General features: G+C 67.8%; 17 protein-coding genes and 1 pseudogene. 11 read left to right on the plus strand and 7 right to left on the minus strand.

Annotation, left to right across the window (positions count from 1 at the left end):
• Positions 1 to 379, minus strand: a pseudogene (locus tag AWC14_RS17755) (IS982 family transposase); the annotation flags it as partial.
• 124 nt (positions 380 to 503) lie between these two features.
• Positions 504 to 1,205: an IclR family transcriptional regulator gene (locus tag AWC14_RS17760; protein WP_057003460.1), complete on the minus strand. Its 702-nt coding sequence runs from the start codon at positions 1,203 to 1,205 to the stop codon at positions 504 to 506.
• 24 nt (positions 1,206 to 1,229) lie between these two features.
• Here AWC14_RS17760 and leuC point away from each other — a divergent pair, with 24 nt between their 5' ends.
• The 3 genes from leuC to AWC14_RS17775 all read left to right on the plus strand — a co-directional run bounded on the left by leuC (position 1,230) and on the right by AWC14_RS17775 (position 4,089).
• Positions 1,230 to 2,642 (plus strand): 3-isopropylmalate dehydratase large subunit, encoded by a 1,413-nt coding sequence (gene leuC, locus AWC14_RS17765; protein WP_428838978.1) that lies wholly within the window; start codon positions 1,230 to 1,232, stop codon positions 2,640 to 2,642.
• 27 nt (positions 2,643 to 2,669) lie between these two features.
• Positions 2,670 to 3,266, plus strand: a complete 597-nt coding sequence (gene leuD, locus AWC14_RS17770) for a 3-isopropylmalate dehydratase small subunit (RefSeq protein WP_045380923.1) — start codon at positions 2,670 to 2,672, stop codon at positions 3,264 to 3,266.
• A gap of 199 nt (positions 3,267 to 3,465) precedes the next feature.
• Positions 3,466 to 4,089, plus strand: a complete 624-nt coding sequence (locus AWC14_RS17775; RefSeq protein WP_081968202.1) for an HU family DNA-binding protein — start codon at positions 3,466 to 3,468, stop codon at positions 4,087 to 4,089.
• A 66-nt stretch (positions 4,090 to 4,155) separates the two neighbouring features.
• On the opposite strand, the gene mutT1 is transcribed toward AWC14_RS17775, so the two are convergent.
• The 3 genes from mutT1 to cofC all read right to left on the minus strand — a co-directional run bounded on the left by mutT1 (position 4,156) and on the right by cofC (position 8,085).
• Positions 4,156 to 5,088 carry an 8-oxo-(d)GTP phosphatase MutT1 gene (gene mutT1, locus AWC14_RS17780; protein WP_045380926.1) on the minus strand — a complete coding sequence of 311 codons (933 nt, stop codon included), beginning with the start codon at positions 5,086 to 5,088 and terminating at the stop codon, positions 4,156 to 4,158.
• Positions 5,089 to 5,157: 69 nt separating this feature from the next.
• Positions 5,158 to 7,365 carry an RNA degradosome polyphosphate kinase gene (locus AWC14_RS17785; RefSeq protein WP_045380929.1) on the minus strand — a complete coding sequence of 736 codons (2,208 nt, stop codon included), beginning with the start codon at positions 7,363 to 7,365 and terminating at the stop codon, positions 5,158 to 5,160.
• A 63-nt stretch (positions 7,366 to 7,428) separates the two neighbouring features.
• Positions 7,429 to 8,085: a 2-phospho-L-lactate guanylyltransferase gene (gene cofC / locus AWC14_RS17790; RefSeq protein ID WP_045380932.1), complete on the minus strand. Its 657-nt coding sequence runs from the start codon at positions 8,083 to 8,085 to the stop codon at positions 7,429 to 7,431.
• A 42-nt stretch (positions 8,086 to 8,127) separates the two neighbouring features.
• Here cofC and AWC14_RS17795 point away from each other — a divergent pair, with 42 nt between their 5' ends.
• Entirely contained in the window at positions 8,128 to 9,129 is a 1,002-nt protein-coding gene (locus tag AWC14_RS17795) for an NAD(P)H-dependent glycerol-3-phosphate dehydrogenase (RefSeq protein WP_045380935.1), read from the plus strand.
• Positions 9,130 to 9,209: 80 nt separating this feature from the next.
• The gene (locus AWC14_RS17800) at positions 9,210 to 10,319 is read left to right on the plus strand and encodes a D-alanine--D-alanine ligase family protein (RefSeq protein WP_045380939.1); all 1,110 of its coding nucleotides are present in this window, start codon (positions 9,210 to 9,212) and stop codon (positions 10,317 to 10,319) included.
• Between the two features lie 67 nt (positions 10,320 to 10,386).
• Here the strand turns inward: AWC14_RS17800 and AWC14_RS17805 are convergent, their stop codons facing one another.
• Positions 10,387 to 10,878, minus strand: coding sequence for a DUF3515 domain-containing protein (locus AWC14_RS17805; protein ID WP_045381070.1), 492 nt, complete (start codon positions 10,876 to 10,878; stop codon positions 10,387 to 10,389).
• A gap of 79 nt (positions 10,879 to 10,957) precedes the next feature.
• Between AWC14_RS17805 and AWC14_RS17810 the strand changes: the two genes are divergently transcribed.
• From AWC14_RS17810 to AWC14_RS17820, 3 genes are read left to right on the plus strand one after another with little or no spacing between them, the layout of a single operon-like run.
• On the plus strand, positions 10,958 to 11,908 hold the full coding sequence (locus AWC14_RS17810; protein WP_268811720.1) for a thiamine-phosphate kinase: 951 nt from the start codon (positions 10,958 to 10,960) through the stop codon (positions 11,906 to 11,908).
• A 5-nt stretch (positions 11,909 to 11,913) separates the two neighbouring features.
• Positions 11,914 to 12,204 (plus strand): DUF1330 domain-containing protein, encoded by a 291-nt coding sequence (locus AWC14_RS17815; RefSeq protein WP_045380942.1) that lies wholly within the window; start codon positions 11,914 to 11,916, stop codon positions 12,202 to 12,204.
• The gene (locus AWC14_RS17820) at positions 12,201 to 12,884 is read left to right on the plus strand and encodes a uracil-DNA glycosylase (RefSeq protein WP_045380945.1); all 684 of its coding nucleotides are present in this window, start codon (positions 12,201 to 12,203) and stop codon (positions 12,882 to 12,884) included. Before AWC14_RS17815 ends, AWC14_RS17820 begins: the two co-directional genes overlap by 4 nt.
• Positions 12,885 to 12,894: 10 nt before the next feature.
• On the opposite strand, the gene rpmB is transcribed toward AWC14_RS17820, so the two are convergent.
• Entirely contained in the window at positions 12,895 to 13,089 is a 195-nt protein-coding gene (rpmB, locus tag AWC14_RS17825; RefSeq protein WP_045380948.1) for a 50S ribosomal protein L28, read from the minus strand.
• Between the two features lie 218 nt (positions 13,090 to 13,307).
• On the opposite strand from rpmB, the gene AWC14_RS17830 reads away from it, so the two are divergent.
• Genes AWC14_RS17830 through AWC14_RS17840 form a run of 3 tightly spaced genes read left to right on the plus strand, consistent with a single transcriptional unit; the run spans position 13,308 to position 17,883 of the window.
• Positions 13,308 to 14,948, plus strand: a complete 1,641-nt coding sequence (locus AWC14_RS17830; protein ID WP_428838979.1) for a DAK2 domain-containing protein — start codon at positions 13,308 to 13,310, stop codon at positions 14,946 to 14,948.
• Positions 14,949 to 14,950: 2 nt separating this feature from the next.
• Positions 14,951 to 17,173 carry an ATP-dependent DNA helicase RecG gene (gene recG / locus AWC14_RS17835; protein ID WP_045380954.1) on the plus strand — a complete coding sequence of 741 codons (2,223 nt, stop codon included), beginning with the start codon at positions 14,951 to 14,953 and terminating at the stop codon, positions 17,171 to 17,173.
• Positions 17,170 to 17,883, plus strand: a complete 714-nt coding sequence (locus tag AWC14_RS17840) for an HNH endonuclease family protein (RefSeq protein ID WP_045380957.1) — start codon at positions 17,170 to 17,172, stop codon at positions 17,881 to 17,883. Before recG ends, AWC14_RS17840 begins: the two co-directional genes overlap by 4 nt.
• The last annotated feature ends 57 nt before the right edge of the window (positions 17,884 to 17,940 follow it).

The following is a 17,940-nucleotide window of genomic DNA, read 5'->3' on the forward strand; positions in this document are numbered from 1 at the left end:
AGCGGCGCACCGTCTCCCGGGAGGCCCCGCACGGGATCGGCGTGCCGTCGACCAGTCGCAGGTCGTCGGCCCACGAGGGGCACTGGGCGGCCAGATACAGCATGGCTTTGCAGATCAACGGAGCGGCGGCCTTGATCCGTTTGTGGTAGCCCGGCTGCTTGGGCAAATACGGAAACAGATGGCGCAGCCGGCCCAAACACATACGCAGCCAATGGTGTTCGCTGCGAGCACCGAGCAGTACCTGCGCCACGGCCAGGCACACCAGCTCGGCATCGGTGAGTCTCTTCGGTCGACCGACTCGCCGTCGGTCCGGTCCGATGACATGATCATCGATCGTCACATACAGTTCGGTCAGGAGGGCATCGAGGTTCGTCGTCACAAACGTCCATCGATGCCCTCCAACCACATCAGTCACAAGCCGCCACGCCGCACAGACAACCAACAGCGGTACGCATCAACAGCCCGCCGCAACTCACCCGCCGCCGCGGTTAGGAATTACTCATCTAGAGCCGGCGTGTGATTGCGTCGGCGGCGGCCAGCAGGTCGGCGGCCCAGCGCGCGCCCGGCCGTCGTCCCATCCGATCGATTGGTCCGGACACCGAGATGGCCGCGATCACCTCCCCGCGACCGTCGCGCACGGGCGCCGACACGCTGGCGACGCCGGGCTCGCGTTCGGCGGCGCTCTGCGCCCAGCCGCGCCGGCGCACTTCGGCCAGCGCCCGTTCGCTGAATTTCGCCGACGGCAGGATCGCCTGCTGGTTGGCGGCGTCGCTGTAGGCCAACAGCACCTTGGCGCCCGAGCCCGCGGTCATCGGCAGCCGTGCGCCAACGGGAACCGTATCGCGAAGCCCCGCAGGCGGTTCCAGCGCGGCCACGCAGATCCGCCAGCTGCCGTCGCGCCGGTACAGCTGCACACTCTCGCCGGTGGTCTCACGAAGCTGCGGCAGCACCGCCGCGCCGGCCGTCAGCAGTGGGTCTGTCGCCTGCGAGGCCAGCTCGCTGACCGCCGGCCCGAGCCGCCATCGGCCCTCGCCGTCGCGTGCGAGCAAGCGATGAACTTCCAGGCCGACCGCCAACCGGTGCGCAGTGGCCCTGGGCAGGCCGGTGCGATCGCATAATTCGGCCAACCCGCAGGGCGATTCCGCGATTGCGTGCAGCACCCCCACGGCTTTGTCGAGCACGCCGATGCCGCTATCCTGTCTCATATGGAGATACTATCGTCTCAGAATGTGAGAACAAGGCCGCGCACGCTGGCCGAGAAAGTTTGGGACGACCACGTGGTGGTGTCGGGTGGCGGAACCGAACCGGATCTGATCTACATCGACCTGCACCTGGTGCACGAGGTCACCAGCCCGCAGGCGTTCGACGGCCTGCGGTTGGCCGGCCGCCCGGTGCGGCGGCCCGATCTGACGCTTGCCACCGAAGACCACAACGTGCCGACCGTCGACATCGACAAGCCGATCGCCGACCCGGTGTCGCGCAACCAAGTCGAGACGCTGCGGCGCAACTGCGAGGAATTCGGCATCCGGCTTTATCCGATGGGCAACATCGAGCAGGGCATCGTGCACGTCGTCGGGCCGCAACTGGGGCTCACCCAGCCCGGTATGACGGTCGTCTGCGGCGACAGCCACACCTCCACCCACGGCGCATTCGGTGCATTGGCAATGGGAATCGGGACATCTGAGGTCGAACACGTGCTGGCCACCCAGACGCTTCCGTTGCGACCGTTCAAGACGATGGCGGTCAATGTCGACGGAGAGCTGCCGCACGGCGTGACGGCCAAAGACATCATCTTGGCGGTGATCGCCAAGATCGGCACCGGCGGCGGCCAGGGCCACGTCATCGAATACCGCGGCAGCGCCATCGAATCGCTGTCGATGGAGGCCCGGATGACGATTTGCAACATGAGCATCGAAGCCGGCGCCCGTGCCGGAATGGTGGCGCCCGATGCGACGACGTACGAGTTCTTGCGTGGCCGGCCGCATGCTCCGGCCGGTGCCGACTGGGATGCCGCACTGGCGTATTGGAAGCAGCTGCGCACCGACGAGGGTGCCGAATTCGACACCGAGGTCTATCTGGATGCCGCCTCGCTGAGTCCGTTCGTCACGTGGGGAACTAATCCGGGCCAGGGCGTGCCGCTGGCGGCCGCGGTGCCGGACCCCGAGCTGATGACCGACGAGGCCGAGCGCCAGTCGGCGGAGAAGGCGTTGGCGTACATGGACCTTCGACCGGGCACCCCGATGCGGGACATCGCGGTTGACGCCGTGTTCGTCGGATCGTGCACCAACGGTCGCATCGAGGATCTGCGCGCAGTGGCCGAAGTGTTGCGTGGCCGAAAGGTGGCCGACGGCGTGCGAATGCTGGTCGTGCCGGGATCCATGCAGGTGCGTGCGCAAGCCGAAGCCGAAGGGCTGGCAGAGATCTTCACGGCTGCCGGCGCCGAGTGGCGGCAGGCCGGTTGCTCGATGTGTCTTGGGATGAATCCGGATCAGCTGGCGCCCGGAGAACGGTGCGCGGCGACCTCCAACCGCAATTTCGAAGGGCGGCAGGGCAAGGGCGGCCGCACGCATTTGGTGTCGCCGGCGGTGGCCGCGGCGACCGCGGTCCGCGGAAAGCTGTCCGCGCCGGCCGACTTGGACTGAGCAGAACACTCAAGAGGAGATCAGGGCATGGAAGCGTTTCGCACCCACACCGGCATTGGCGTGCCGCTGCGGAGGTCGAATGTCGACACCGATCAGATCATTCCCGCGGTCTATTTGAAGCGCGTAACCCGAACGGGTTTCGAAGACGGATTGTTCGCGGCCTGGCGCACCGACCCGTCTTTCGTGCTGAATCTCAGCCCATTCGACAGGGGTTCAGTACTGGTCGCCGGACCCGATTTCGGCACCGGATCCTCGCGCGAGCACGCGGTATGGGCACTGATGGACTACGGATTCCGGGTAGTCATCTCGTCGCGCTTCGCCGACATTTTCCGGGGCAATGCGGGCAAGGCAGGGTTGCTGGCGGCCGAAGTCGCTCAAGATGACGTGGAACTTCTCTGGAAGCTCATCGAGGGCAGTCCGGGGCTGGAAATCACTGTCAATCTTCAAGATCGGAATGTGACCGCAGGAACGGTGGTGGTGCCGTTCAAGATTGACGACTACACCGCCTGGCGACTGGCCGAAGGACTTGACGATATAGCCCTTACGCTGCGAAAACTCGATCAGATCGAGTCTTTCGAGACGTCGCGCCAAACCTGGAAACCGCGCACTCTGCCGGCTTCCTGAACGCTCGATCCGAGCCGAATTCCGGGCCCGCGCCGCGACCATTTGACGGGCTGGCCACCGGCCAAGGGCGGCAACCGGTTTCCAAAAAAGTTCGCCAGAAGCCATTGAAATTGCGCGTGGCTCTTGGAAATCAGTGGTGTGAGGGTTTACCGTGTCCACTAGTCGGTCCAACAAGGACCACTGGTTTCGGAGGGTTTGCATGAACAAAGCGGAGCTCATCGACGTACTCACAGAGAAATTGGGCTCGGATCGTAGATCGGCCACCGCCGCCGTCGAGAACGTCGTCGACACCATTGTGCGGGCGGTGCACAAGGGGGAGAGCGTCACCATTACCGGCTTCGGCGTATTCGAACAACGCCGCCGCGCAGCGCGCGTGGCCCGCAATCCCCGCACCGGTGAGACGGTGAAGGTGAAGCCGACGTCAGTGCCGGCATTTCGTCCAGGTGCTCAATTCAAAGCGGTTGTCTCTGGCGCACAGCGCCTCCCAGCGGAAGGACCTGCCGTGAAACGTGGTGTGACAGCCAGCGGCGCAAGGAAAGCGGCGAAGAAGTCGCCGGCCAAGAAGGCCGCTAAGAAGGCCGCGAGCAAGGCGCCGGCCCGCAAGGCCGCCGCGAAGAAGGCCCCGGCCAAGAAGGCCGCAACCAAGCGGACGGCCGCCAAGAAAGCCACCACCAAGCGGGCGCCCGCCAAGAAGGCCACCAAGTCGACAGCCAGGAAGGCAACGAAGTCGACGGCCAGGAAGGCAACCAAGGCGCCAGCCCGTAAGACTGCTGCCAAGAAGTCGCCGGCCAAGAAGGCGACTGCGCGGCGCGGCCGTCGGTAACACAACCACATAAGACGCTGATTCGTCGCGGTCCCGCTCCGGCGGTGGCCGCGGCGAATCTGCGTGCTAGGTCACCACGTTGGTGGCCAGTGCACTGCCAATGTGGTCCGCGGCCACCAGGTGCCCGTCGGACAGCGACAGCACCCAGGTACTGCCCTTGCGGTTGCGGGATTTGTCCGGCCGCACGCCGTCGCGATCACACCACCAGTCGATCAGATCCGGAATGACCTTGCCCTGCGTGCAGATCACCGGTGTGCGTTTCAGCGCGGCGATCTGCAGGACTCTGCGCCGGGCGCGCTTCGGATTGTCCGCGTAAGCTTCCTCGGTCAGCGTGGGTTCGTTGCAGATGACCACGCCCAGCTCTTCGGCCAGCGGTTCGACAGTTTGGTGGCAACGCAATCGATCGGCCGCGTACACGTCGGTGGCGCCGAATGCCAACAGCTGACCAACCAGTGCCTCGGCCTGCGCGCGGCCCTTCTTGTCCAACGGCCGCTTGGTGTCGTCGCCTTTGAAGCGGGACTTACTGCCCGCGGTGCCGTGCCGGACCACCAGTACCGTCTGGGTGTCCGCCGGATATTCGGCGAACCGGCGCAAGACCTTTCGATCCTGCGAATAGCTCAGCTTCTTGACCGCGGCCGAAACCGGCAACCAGATCAAGTCGTCGACTTCACCGTTCGGGGTGAAACTGCCGCCGAGGCTGCACGCCGCCCAGTACCGTACCTTTTTGGTGCCTTGCTCGATCGGGTAGCTCACCGTCGTGATGCGCCGACCCAAATGCGTCCGGTGACCGGTCTCCTCGAAGACCTCACGCACCGCGGTCACCGGCTCGGTCTCGCCGGGATCGACTTTGCCCTTGGGTAGCGACCAGTCGTCGTAGCGGGGCCGGTGAATCAGCGCAATCTCAGGCGCGGACTCGCGGTGCCCGGGCCGCCACAGCACGGCACCGGCCGCGCATACGGTCTTGCTCGCCGTGCGGCCCGGCGAGGTTTGTGTCGACACCCTTACTCCTGCAAGTCAATTCGGGCCCACCGGGCGCGGTGGCCGGAAGGTCGGGACGGGAATTTCACCTCACGTGCTGCGGTGTCGCTCCATCAGCGATACCTGATGGTCGCGCACCGTGCGACCCTCCTGCGGCGACGCTGTCCACTGGCCGTCGGGCCCGAGCTCCCAGCATCGGGTCGCGGGATCCATCGCCGAATTGAAGATGTCGTCGAGTTGCGCGGTCAGTCGCGGGTCTTTGACCTGAACCATTACCTCGACCCGCCGGTCGAGGTTGCGGTGCATCATGTCGGCGCTGCCGATCCAGAACTCGTCGATGGCGCGGAAATGCAGGATCCGCGAGTGCTCCAGGAAGCGGCCGAGAATCGAGCGCGCCACAATGTTTTCGGAGAACCCCTCCATGCCAGGGCGCAGTGCGCAGATGCCGCGCACGACCACCTCGACGCGCACACCGGCCTGCGACGCCCGGTAGAGCGCGTCGATCACCTGCTCGTCGACCAGCGCGTTCATTTTGAGCCGGATCCGGCCGTCACCGGTTTCGCGGTGGGCGGCGACTTCGCGTTCGACTCGCTCGATGATGCCGGTGCGAATACCGTGCGGTGCCACCAAAAGATTGCGGTAGGACAGCTTGCGCGAGTAGCCGGTGAGCGAGTTGAACAAGTCGGTCAAGTCGGCACCGATATCGGGGTCCACGGTCAGCAGACCGATGTCCTCGTAGAGCCGCGCGGTCTTGCTGTTGTAATTGCCCGTTCCGACATGGCAGTAGCGCCGGATCGCCGATCCTTCGCGGCGCACCACCAAACATGTCTTGCAGTGTGTTTTCAGGCCCACCAGCCCGTACACCACGTGCACGCCGGCCTGCTCAAGTGCGCGGGCCCACCGGATGTTGGCCTGCTCGTCGAACCGCGCCTTGATCTCGACCAGCGCTACCACCTGCTTGCCGGCTTCGGCGGCGTCGATCAGCGCCCGCACGATCGGCGAATCACCCGACGTGCGATACAGCGTTTGTTTGATCGCCAGCACGTTGGGGTCGGCGGCCGCCTGCTCGATGAACCGTTGCACGCTGGTGGAAAACGAGTCGTAGGGGTGGTGCACCAGCACGTCACCCTCGCGCAGCGTCGCGAAAATGCTCTTGGGCGTTTCCCTGTCGGCGAACGCGGGATGAGTGGCCGGCACGAATGCCCGGTCCTTCAGCGCGGGCCGTTCGAGGTCGTAGATCTGCCACAGCGACGAGAGGTCCAAAAGCCCCGGCACTTCGATGACGTCGCCGGGATGCACGTCGAGTTCACGCAGCAGCAACTCCAACATGTTTTCGGTCATGTCGTCGGCGACCTCGAGCCGCACCGGCGAGCCGAACCGCCGTCGCGCCAGTTCCCGCTCGAGCGCTTGCAACAGGTCCTCGTCGCGGTCCTCTTCGACCTCGAAATCGGCGTTGCGAGTAATGCGGAACACGTGATGTTCGACGATCTCCAGCCCGGGGAAGAGCACCGGCAGGAACGCCGCGATCAGTTCTTCCATTGGCAGGAAACGGACTTCTGGCGTGCCGTCGGCCCGCTCACCGCCGAGTTCGACGAAGCGATCGACGTTGTCGGGCACCTTGACCCGGGCGAAGTGGGTGCCTCCGTCGTCCGGTCGTTTCACAGTGACAGCGAGGTTCAGGCTCAGCCCGCTGACGAACGGGAACGGGTGAGCGGGATCGACGGCCAGCGGTGTGAGGACCGGGAAGACCTGCTCGTGAAAGTAGATCGACAACGTGTTGCGTTCGGCCTCGGTCAGATCGGCCCACGTGACGACGTGGATGCCCTCTTCGGCGAGCGCGGGCCGCACGGAGTCGAGGAAGACGCGCGCGTGCCGGCTGGCGATCTGCTGGGTCTGCTCGCCGATTCGGCGCAGTTGTTCGCGCGGGGTCAGTCCGTCCGCGGAGCGCACCGACAGCCCCATCTCGTCGCGGCGCTTGAGGCCGGCGACCCGAACCATGTAGAACTCGTCGAGGTTGGAAGCGAAGATCGCCAGAAACTTGGCCCGCTCCAGCAACGGCAGCGACGTGTCGGCGGCCAATGCGAGCACCCGCGCGTTGAAATCCAGCCAGCTCAGTTCCCGATTGAGGTAGCGGTGCTCGGGCAGCTGGTCCTCGAGCACGGCCGCGGCCGCGGTTGCGGCAGGCGGCGCCCCCGGCGCAGAGTCACCCGGATGCCACACCGTTTCGTCGGGCCGCGCCTCGGCGGCGGTGGCTTCCCTGGCTTCTGTTTCGGTCACCCTGCGATCATGACTCATCAGCGGGTGGTGCTGCCACCAGCCGGCCCACTTCGATGCGCAGTTGGTGTGCTGTTTACCGCAGCGTTATCGGCCGGCTCCGATCGCGCGGGCCGTCGCCGGCCCGACCCCTAGGCGCCGGGCAACCTTCAGATCGTCGGGCGTGTCAATATCGCAGCGCAGCCCCGGCCATGCCCCGGTCAGTTCGATGGCGCCCGAACGGCGATGGCGTGTCGCGGAATCCGGGCCGAACTGCGGATCGAGGGGGGCGCCGAACGCGCACAGCGCCGCGGTTCCGGTGCCGAGCCGGTCGGCGACGAAACTACGCCGGTAGCCCCGGGCGGCGCCGATGGCCTCCGCGAGCTCCTGCGTTTGCAGCGCCGGTAAATCCCCTTGCAGCACAACGATATTCGGCGTCGACTCGGCCACCGCCCGTTCGGCCGCGGCAATGGCGTTGTTCAGCGGGTCACGATGACCGTCCGGAGTCGGATCGAACAGCACATCGGCGCCCGCCTCGGCAGCCGCGGCCGCCGCCGCGTCGTCGGGAGTGATGATGGTGATCGAGCGCAGCGACGCGACAGCCCTGGCCGCGGTGAGGGTGTCGACCAGCATGGCCAGCACCACACTTTCCCGGGTCTGCGCCGAGAACAGCGGCGCCAGTCGGGTCTTCGCGGCGGCCAGCCGCTTGACGGCAATGATCAAACCGACATCATCACCAACGGTGTCGGCCCGCTTGCCGCTCATTGCTTCATCCTGCCAAAGCCGGGTCCACGCTAATGTTGCCGCATGGTGAGCGCGGTTGCGGTGATGGGCGCCGGCGCGTGGGGCACCGCGTTGGCCAAGGTATTGGCCGAGACCGGCGCCGACGTCACCCTGTGGGCGCGCCGAGCCGACGTCGCCGACGAAATCAACAGCACCCGATGCAACTCCGGTTACCTGCCCGGCGTGCAACTGCCGCCGCGCATCCGCGCCACCGGCGATGCCGCCGAGGCGCTGGGCGGCGCATCCACGGTGCTGCTGGGTGTGCCGGCACAGACGATGCGACCCAACCTCGAGCAGTGGGCCGGGCTGTTCCGCGACGGCGCCACGCTGGTCAGCCTGGCCAAGGGCATCGAGCTGGGCACGCTGATGCGGATGAGCCAGGTGATCGTCGCGGTGACGGGCGTCGACCCCGCGCAGGTCGCGGTGGTTTCCGGGCCCAACCTGGCCAGCGAGATCGCCGAGGGTCAGCCCGCCGCCACCGTCGTCGCATGCACCGACTCCGGCCGCGCCGTCGCGCTGCAGCGAGCGCTGAACGCCGGCTACTTCCGCCCGTACACGAACAGCGACGTGATCGGCACCGAAATCGGCGGCGCCTGCAAGAACGTGATCGCGCTGGCGTGCGGGATGGCGGCCGGAGTGGGCCTGGGCGAGAACACCGCGGCGGCGATCATCACCCGCGGGCTGGCGGAGATCATGCGGCTGGGTATCGCGGTCGGCGCCAAAGGTGCGACGCTGGCCGGCCTCGCCGGGGTAGGCGATCTGGTGGCCACCTGCACCTCGCCGCATTCCCGCAACCGGTCGTTCGGAGAGCGTCTTGGCCGCGGCGGGACGATGGAGTCGGCGCTGCAGGCCACCGACGGTCACGTCGTCGAGGGGGTTACCTCGTGCGAATCGGTGCTGGCGCTGGCCTCGAGCTACGACGTCGAGATGCCGCTCACCGACGCGGTGCACCGGGTCTGTCACAAGGGGCTCTCCGTCGGCGAGGCGGTGTTGTTGCTGCTGGGCCGCAGCACCAAGCCTGAGTGACGATCGCAAGCGCGGCGTAGCCGGGCGCGGCGGGTCGTCACCGATATCCAGCTGCGCCTACCCGGTAGCCTCTTTAGGTTGTGAGTGCCCGTGAGCGCATCCGCGTCGCCGTCGTGTTCGGCGGACGCAGCAACGAGCATGCGATCTCCTGCGTGTCGGCGGGCAGCATCCTGCGCAACCTCGACCCGCAACGATTCGAGGTGACCGCCGTCGGCATAACCCCGGACGGCTCGTGGGTGCTCACCGACGGTGACCCCGACGCGCTGGCGATCACCAACCGGCAACTGCCCGGAATCACGTCGGCGTCGGGCGCGGAATTGGCGTTGCCCGCCGATCCGCAGCGAGCCGGCCAGTTGGTGTCGCTGTCGCCCGGCGACCCCGACGTGCTGGCGTCCGTCGACGTGGTTTTCCCGGTGTTGCACGGGCCCTACGGCGAGGACGGCACCATTCAGGGACTGCTGGAGATGGCCGGCGTCCCTTATGTCGGCGCCGGGGTGTTGGCCAGCGCCGCGGGCATGGACAAGGAGTTCACGAAGAAGCTGCTGATGGCCGAGGGGCTTCCGGTGGGCCCGCACTCGGTGCTGCGGCCGTCGCAGCCCACACTGGATATTGCCGAACGCGAGCGGCTCGGGCTGCCGGTATTCGTCAAACCGGCGCGCGGCGGCTCCTCGATCGGCGTCAGCCGCGTGACCGAGTGGGAGCAGTTGCCCACCGCGGTCGACCAAGCGCGCCGCCACGACCCCAAGGTGATCGTCGAGGCCGCGATTGCCGGGCGTGAGCTGGAATGCGGCGTACTCGAATTCCCTGACGGCACAGTGCAATCCAGCACCGTGGGCGAAATCCGGGTGGCCGGCGTGCGCGGACGCGAAGACCAGTTCTACGACTTTGCGACCAAATATCTCGACGACGCCGCCGAATTGGACGTGCCCGCCAAGATCGACGACGAGGTGGCCGATGCGGTGCGCGAGTTGGCCATTCGGGCGTTCCGCGCGATCGACTGTCAGGGCCTGGCGCGGGTGGACTTCTTCCTCACCGACGACGGGCCGCTGATCAACGAGGTCAACACGATGCCCGGATTCACCACGATCTCGATGTACCCGCGGATGTGGGCGGCCAGCGGAGTCGACTATACGACCCTGCTGGCGACGATGGTCGAAACGGCGTTGGCGCGCGGCACCGGCCTGCGCTAACCCGTTGCCGAATGTGGGCTTGAGGCACGCCGGACGCGAATTCCCGTGACATAACTGCACATTCGCGCTACCCGAGGGGTGCCGGGCTGATCGGCACGGCCGGCATCGTGTGGTCGATGACGTCCGAGAGCGCTTGGATGGGCGTCGGCCCCGAGCCCGGCGGCAGTGTCAGTGCCACATAGACCGGCCGGTCGACGGTGTACCAAGTCGACCGGTCGTCCTGGCGGACCTCGAACCACTGCACCCGGTCGACCACCTGGATCGGCGAGCCCAGCACGAAGTCGACGGGCCGGTCGAGCCCGCACCGCAACACGACAGGCTCGTCGTGTGCTCCCCAGGCGGCGGTGCCCGCGGGCGCCGGCTGCACGACGGCGGCGCGCTGGTAGTCGCCGAGACGCTGCGGCAGCGCCGCCAGCAGGGCCCGGCATGTCGGATTTCCCGCCTGCGGCGCCGGCACGGCGGCGATGGCGACCGGTTGCTGCGCCGGGTGGCGGATCGCCGCGATCGCCAGCACTGCGCCGATCGCGCCGACGGCGATCACCAGCGCGGCGATCAGCATGGCGCGCGGTGGGCCTTCGTCGTTGTCCACGTGCTTACACTCCCGGAGTCGTTGGTGAACGTACCCGCCAGGAGGCCATGTGAGCACGCTGGGTGAACTCGGCGAGTTCGGCATGATCGGCCGGCTGGTGCGTCGCCAGGGCCAGCCGCCCGCCGTGGCGCTGGGCCCCGGTGACGACGCCGCCGTGGTGGTTGCCGACGACGGTCGGGTCGTGGTGTCGACGGACATGCTGGTCGAGGGCCGGCACTTCCGGCTGGATTGGTCGACGCCGCACGACGTCGGCCGCAAGGCGATCGCGCAAAACGCCGCCGACATCGAGGCGATGGGCGCGCGGCCCACCGCGTTCGTCGTCGGATTCGGGGCACCGGCCGAGACGCCTATCGCGGAGGTCGATGCGCTGGCCGACGGCATGTGGGAGGAGGCCGAGCGGGTTGGCGCCGGTATTGCGGGTGGCGACCTGGTCGGCAGCCCGCAGTGGGTGGTGTCGGTGACCGTGCTGGGCGATTTGGCCGGACGCGCTCCTGTGCTGCGCTCGGGGGCACGACCCGGCTCGGCGGTTGCGGTGACCGGCGAACTCGGGCGGTCGGCCGCCGGCTATGCCTTGTGGTGCAATGGGATTAGTGACTTCGACGACGTGCGACGCCGTCACCTGGTGCCGCAGCCGCCCTACGGTCAGGGCCGTGTCGCCGCCGAGGCGGGCGCGCAGGCGATGATCGACGTGTCCGACGGTCTGGTGGGCGACCTTCGGCACCTGGCCGACGCGTCGCGCGTCGGCGTCGACCTGAGCACTGACGCGCTGGCCGCCGATCGACAGGCGCTGGCGGCTGTTGCGCAGGCCGTCGACGCCGACCCGTGGTCGTGGGTGCTCGGCGGGGGCGAAGACCACGCCCTGGTCGCCGTGTTCGCCGGAGCCGTTCCTCCTGGCTGGCGCGTCATCGGGCGGGTGCTCGACGGGCCGGCGCGGGTGCTCGTCGACGGGCAAGAGTGGCAGGGATATGCGGGCTGGGAGTCGTTCGGCTCAGTAAGGTAACCGCCGTGACCGTCTACGCGATTGCCCAGCTGCGGTTCACCGACCGCGCCGCCTACGACCGGTATCAGGCGAAGTTCATGGACGTCTTCAGCCGCCACCCGGGAACGCTGCTGGCCGCCGACGAGTCGCCACAGGTGATCGAGGGCCAGTGGGACCGCGAGAAGGTGGTGCTGATGTCCTTTCCCGACGAGGCGACGTTCCGGGACTGGGCTGAATCGCCTGAATACCAAGAGATTTCGAAGGACCGCCGCGCCGGCGCCGACACCGTCGTGCTGCTGGCGAAGGGGCTGGCGTGACCGCGCGGCCGCTGCGCGAACTGGTCGAGGACGGTTGGGCGCGGGCGCTGGAGCCGGTCGGCGAAAAAGTCGCCGAGATGGGCCAATTCCTACGCACCGAAATCGCTGCCGGCCGCGGCTACCTGCCGGCTGGCCAGAATGTGTTGCGCGCCTTTACTTTTCCCTTCGACGAGGTACGGGTACTCATCGTCGGGCAAGATCCGTATCCGACACCCGGGCATGCCGTGGGGCTGAGCTTCTCGGTGGCCGCGGAGGTGCGGCCGTTGCCGCGCAGCCTGGAGAACATCTTCGCCGAATACACCAGCGACCTGGGGTATCCGGCGCCGTCGTGCGGTGACCTGTCGCCGTGGGCGAAGCGCGGGGTGATGCTGCTCAACAGGGTGCTCACCGTGCAGCCGGGCAACCCGGCGTCGCACCGCGGCAAGGGTTGGGAAGCCGTCACCGAGTGCGCCATTCGCGCGCTCGTGGACCGGCGCAAGCCGCTGGTGGCGATTCTGTGGGGGCGCGACGCGTCGACGCTCAAGCCGATGCTGGCCGGGCAGGAGTGTGTGGCGATCGAATCGCCGCATCCCTCACCGTTGTCGGCGTCACGGGGTTTCTTCGGTTCACGACCCTTCAGCCGCGCCAACGAGTTGCTGGAGAAGATGGGCGCCGAACCAGTCGACTGGCGCCTGCCTTGACCGCGAGAAACTAGCCGCGGACGACCTTGCCGGCCTTGATGCACGACGTGCAGACGTTGAGCCGCTGCTTGTTACCGCCGGGGCGGGTCACGGCGTGCACCGTCTGGATGTTGGGGTCCCAGCGGCGGCTGGTCCGGCGATGCGAGTGCGATACCGACTTGCCGAAGCCGGGGCTCTTCCCGCAAATGTCGCACACGGCGGCCATAGCTGAAACTCCTCAAATCTCTGGGGCCAACAACCGGGCTCGGGTGGCCACGACAACCTGGTCAGGATAGCCGCAGCCGGGCCGAAGTGCCAAAACGGTCAACAACCGCCGGATACCTTGTGACCAGTCCTGTCGCCGTCACTGGTTAGGCTGGCGCCCACCGTAGGAGGCGCGAGGAGGTGGGCCAGGTGTCTGACGTGGACACGCCGGAACGCCTGCTGGACGGGGCTGCGCTGCGTGATTGGGCCCACACTGCCGTCAGTGACCTGATCACTCACATCGACGAGATCAACCGCCTCAACGTGTTCCCGGTCGCCGACTCCGACACCGGCACCAACATGCTGTTCACCATGCGCTCGGCGCTGGCCGAGGCCAACACCCAAGCGCGGTCGGGCGACGTCGCGCGGGTGGCGGCGGCACTGTCGGCCGGCGCGCTCAACGGTGCCCGCGGAAACTCCGGGGTGATCCTGTCGCAGATCCTGCGGGGCATCGCCGATGTGACCGCCGACGCCGCCGCCCGAGCCGGCGGTGAGCTGCGTGACATCGACGCCGCCGTTCTCGGGTCGGCATTGCGCCATGGCGTGGATCTGGTGCTCGCTTCGATGGGCGGTCGAGAGGTTGCCGGGACCATCGTCTCGGTGCTGCAGGCCGCCGCCGCGGCGGCGCAGCAGCATGCCGGCGAAGGGCTGGTGAGGGCGGTCAGCGCCGCCGGCGACGCAGCGGTCGTCGCGCTGGAGAAAACCCCCGAACAGCTCGACGTGCTGGCCGACGCCGGTGTGGTCGACGCCGGGGGACGCGGTTTGCTGGTGCTGCTCGACGCGCTGCGCACCACAATCACCGGTCAGGCGCCTGCCCGCACGGTTTACGAGCCGTCGCCGCGTCCGCAGCCGGCCGACGCCGCGCCGGAGCAGCCCTCTCCCCAGTTCGAGGTGATGTACCTACTCGGTGACTGCGACGCCGACTGCGCCGACGCGCTGCACGACCGCCTCGGCCAGCTCGGCGACTCGGTGGCCATCGCCGCGTCGGCGTCCGCGACATCCGAGGCCGGCTACTCGGTTCACGTCCACACCGACGACGCGGGCGCCGCAGTCGAGGCCGGTTTGGCGTTCGGCCGCCCGCACCGGATCCAGATCTCGGTGCTGGGCGGCGGCCCCGCCGGCCTGCCTCCGGGCAGCTGGACTCGTGAGCGGGCCGTGCTGGCCGTGGTCGACGGCGACGGCGCCGCGGAGTTGTTCGCCGGCGAAGGCGCCTGCGTGCTGCGGCCCGACCCCGAGGCCGCCGACCCGGCCACCGCGGTCAGCGCCCAGCAGTTGTTGCGGGCCGTGGTGGACACCGGCGCCGCGCAGGTGATGGTGTTGCCCAACGGCTACGTCGCGGCCGAGGAACTGGTCGCCGGCTGCACCGCCGCCATCGGCTGGGGCATCGACGTGGTGCCGCTGCCGACCGGGTCCATGGTGCAGGGTTTGGCCGCGCTGGCCGTGCACGAACCGGACCGGCAGGCCGTCGACGACGGGTACACGATGGCCCGCGCCGTCGGCGCCGCGCGGCACGGCTCGGTGCGCGTCGCCACCGAGAGGGCGCTGACCTGGGCCGGCACCTGCGAGCCCGGCGACGGCCTGGGCATCGCCGGCGACGAGGTGCTGATCGTGGCCAGGGACGTCACGTCCGCGGCGATCGGACTGATCGACCTATTGCTGGCGTCCGGCGGCGAGCTGGTGACGGTGCTGGTGGGCGCCGGCGTTGATCCGGGTCTCGGCGGCGCACTGCAGCAGCATGTGCACGACCAGCATCCCGGCACCGAGTTGGTGACCTATCAGACCGGGCACCGCGGCGACGCGTTGTTGATCGGGGTCGAGTAGCGATGGCGACGCTATCGGACCGGCTGGACTACGTCGTCGGCGCGAAATCCGCGAAATCGCTCGACGAGGTGTTCGGTATCCGCACCGTCGCCGACCTGCTGCGCCACTACCCGCGCAGCTATGTCGAGGGCGCGGCGGTGCGCGGTGCCGGCGACGAGCGGCCGCCGGTCGGCGAGCACGTCACGCTCGTCGACACCATCTCCGGGGCGGAGCTGAAGCGAATGAAGAAGCGCCCCAATGAGAAGTATTTGGTCGTCACCATCGGCTCGGGGCGAAGCAGGGTGACCGCCACGTTCTTTCATCCCAAGGAGTGGTTCCGAAAGCAGCTGGCCAAAGGAAGCCGGATCATGCTGTCCGGAGAGGTGGGCTACTACGGGGGCGTCATGCAGCTGACCCACCCCGATTTCTTGATCCTGAACTCGCCGGACGGCAAGGACCACGGCAGCACGTCACTGCGCGAGATCGCCGGCGCGTCGCGGGCGGTCAGCGGCGAAGTGCTGCAGTCGGCCTTCGAACGAGCCTTCTTCCCGATCTACCCGGCCAGCGCGAAAGTCCAAAGCTGGAACATCTACTCGTGCGTGCGTCAGGTGCTTGCGGTGCTCGACCCGGTGGACGACCCGCTGCCCGACGAGGTTGTCGCCGAGCACCGCCTGATCTCCGAGGACCGCGCGCTGCGGGCGATTCACCTCTCCGAAGACGACGCCGAGCGGCGACGTGCCCGCGAGCGGCTGACTTTCGACGAAGCCGTCGGTTTGCAGTGGGCGCTGGTGTCCCGCCGGCACGGCGAACTATCGCAATCCGGCCCGGCGGCGCCGTCGCGGTCCGACGGGCTGAAGCAAGAACTGTTGTCTCGCTTGCCGTTTGAGCTGACCTCCGGTCAGCGCGAGGTGCTCGACGTGTTGTCGGCCGAACTGGGTGCCAGCCGTCCGATGAACCGGCTGTTGCAAGGTGAGGTCGGGTCGGGCAAGACGATCCTCGCGGTGTTGGCGATGCTGCAAATGGTCGACGCCGGCTACCAGTGCGCGCTGTTGGCACCCACCGAAGTGCTTGCCGCACAACATGCCCGGTCGATCCGTGACGTGCTGGGGCCGCTGGCGCTGGGCGGCCAGCTCGGCGGCGCCGACAACGCCACCAGGGTGGCGTTGCTCACCGGCTCGATGTCAGCGGCGCAGAAGAAGCAGGTCCGCGACGAGATCGGCGGCGGCCAGGCCGGCATCGTCGTCGGAACCCACGCACTGCTGCAGGACGCCGTCGAGTTCGACCGACTGGGCATGGTGGTCGTAGACGAGCAGCACCGCTTCGGTGTCGAGCAGCGAGACCAGTTGCGGGCCAAGGCTCCTGCCGGCATCACCCCGCACCTTTTGGTGATGACGGCGACACCGATACCACGGACGGTGGCGCTGACCGTCTACGGCGACTTGGAAACCTCGACGCTGCGCGAGCTTCCGCGCGGCCGCCAGCCGATCACCACCAACACGATCTTCGTCAAGGACAAGCCCAAGTGGCTGGACCGCGCATGGCGGCGCATCATCGAAGAAGTCTCCGCGGGTCGCCAAGCGTATGTGGTGGCACCCCGGATCGACGAGAACGACGACAGCGGGCAAAGCGATGAGGACACAAGGCCGTCGGCCACGGCGGTCGAGTTGTTCGCCTCACTGCGCAGCCGCGAGCTAGCCGGGCTGCGGCTGGGCCTCATGCACGGACGCCTGAGCACCGACGAAAAAGACGCCGTGATGGCGGCTTTTCGCGCCGGCGAGATCGACGTGCTGGTGTGCACCACCGTCATCGAGGTCGGTGTCGACGTCCCGAACGCGACCGTGATGCTGGTGATGGACGCCGACCGGTTCGGTATCAGCCAGCTGCATCAGCTACGCGGCCGCATCGGTCGCGGCTCGCACGCCAGCCTGTGTCTGTTGGCGAGTTGGGTGTCGCCGAATTCCCGTTCCGGCCAGAGACTGCAGGCCGTCGCGGACACCCTCGACGGTTTCGCGCTGGCGGACCTGGACCTCGAGGAACGGCGCGAGGGAGATGTGTTGGGCCGCAACCAAAGTGGCCGCGCGATAACACTGAAGCTGCTGTCACTGGCCAAGCACCGGCAGGTTCTCGAGTCGGCCCGCGATCTCTGCGAGCAGGTGTACGACCAGAATCCGGCACACCCGGGAATGGCGCTGCTGGCCGCGCCCTTCACCGGCAGCGATCGCATCGAGTACCTGGACAAGTCGTGAGCCGCAAGACGTTGCTGTGGTTGTCGGCGATCGCGGTGCTTGCGGTGGTGGTCGCCTATCAGGTGGTGGCCGCGTCGGCGAATGACCGCGCGGAAGGGTTCGCGGCGCGCGCCGATGTGCCCACCGTTGCGCCCGGCGTCGACGTACTGGCCGGAATCGCGGTGGTGCCGGCCAGGATTCACCGCTATGACTATCGCCGCGCCGCATACGGCGATGCCTGGACCGACGACAACGACGCGCCGGGCGGGCACAACGGCTGCGACACCCGAAACGACATCCTCAACCGCGATCTGGTCGACAAGACTTACGTGTCGCTCAAACGCTGTCCCGACGCTGTGGCCACCGGCACGCTGCACGACCCGTACACCAATGCCACCGTGGTGTTTCAGCGCGGCGCCCGGGTGGGGCAGGCGGTGCAGATCGATCACATCGTCCCGCTGGCGCTGGCCTGGGATATGGGCGCCTACAACTGGCCGTTTGCCGAGCGGGTGCGCTTCGCCAACGATCCCGCCAACCTGCTGGCGGTCGCCGGAAAAGCCAACGAGGACAAGGGCGATTCGCAGCCGGCGCTGTGGATGCCGCCCAACACCGCGTTCTGGTGCCAGTACAGCATGCAGTTCATCGCGGTGCTGCGCGGCTACGCGCTACCGGTCGATCAGGCATCGGCCGACGTGCTGCGCCAGGCGGCGGCCACGTGCCCGGCCGGGTAGGGCGAGCAGACGCAGAATCGCACAAATCGCTTGGCGATTGTGCGATTCTGCGTCTGC

This window comes from Mycobacterium kyorinense, assembly GCF_002101735.1.
Classification (GTDB): domain Bacteria; phylum Actinomycetota; class Actinomycetes; order Mycobacteriales; family Mycobacteriaceae; genus Mycobacterium; species Mycobacterium kyorinense.

Coding starts and splice junctions, on each gene's coding strand:
- AWC14_RS17760 (WP_057003460.1), bottom strand. CDS start 1,205: ATGAGACAGGATAGCGGCATCGGCGTGCTCGACAAAGCCGTGGGGGTG.
- leuD (WP_045380923.1), top strand. CDS start 2,670: ATGGAAGCGTTTCGCACCCACACCGGCATTGGCGTGCCGCTGCGGAGG.
- AWC14_RS17775 (WP_081968202.1), top strand. CDS start 3,466: ATGAACAAAGCGGAGCTCATCGACGTACTCACAGAGAAATTGGGCTCG.
- cofC (WP_045380932.1), bottom strand. CDS start 8,085: ATGAGCGGCAAGCGGGCCGACACCGTTGGTGATGATGTCGGTTTGATC.
- AWC14_RS17795 (WP_045380935.1), top strand. CDS start 8,128: ATGGTGAGCGCGGTTGCGGTGATGGGCGCCGGCGCGTGGGGCACCGCG.
- AWC14_RS17805 (WP_045381070.1), bottom strand. CDS start 10,878: ATGCTGATCGCCGCGCTGGTGATCGCCGTCGGCGCGATCGGCGCAGTG.
- rpmB (WP_045380948.1), bottom strand. CDS start 13,089: ATGGCCGCCGTGTGCGACATTTGCGGGAAGAGCCCCGGCTTCGGCAAG.
- recG (WP_045380954.1), top strand. CDS start 14,951: ATGGCGACGCTATCGGACCGGCTGGACTACGTCGTCGGCGCGAAATCC.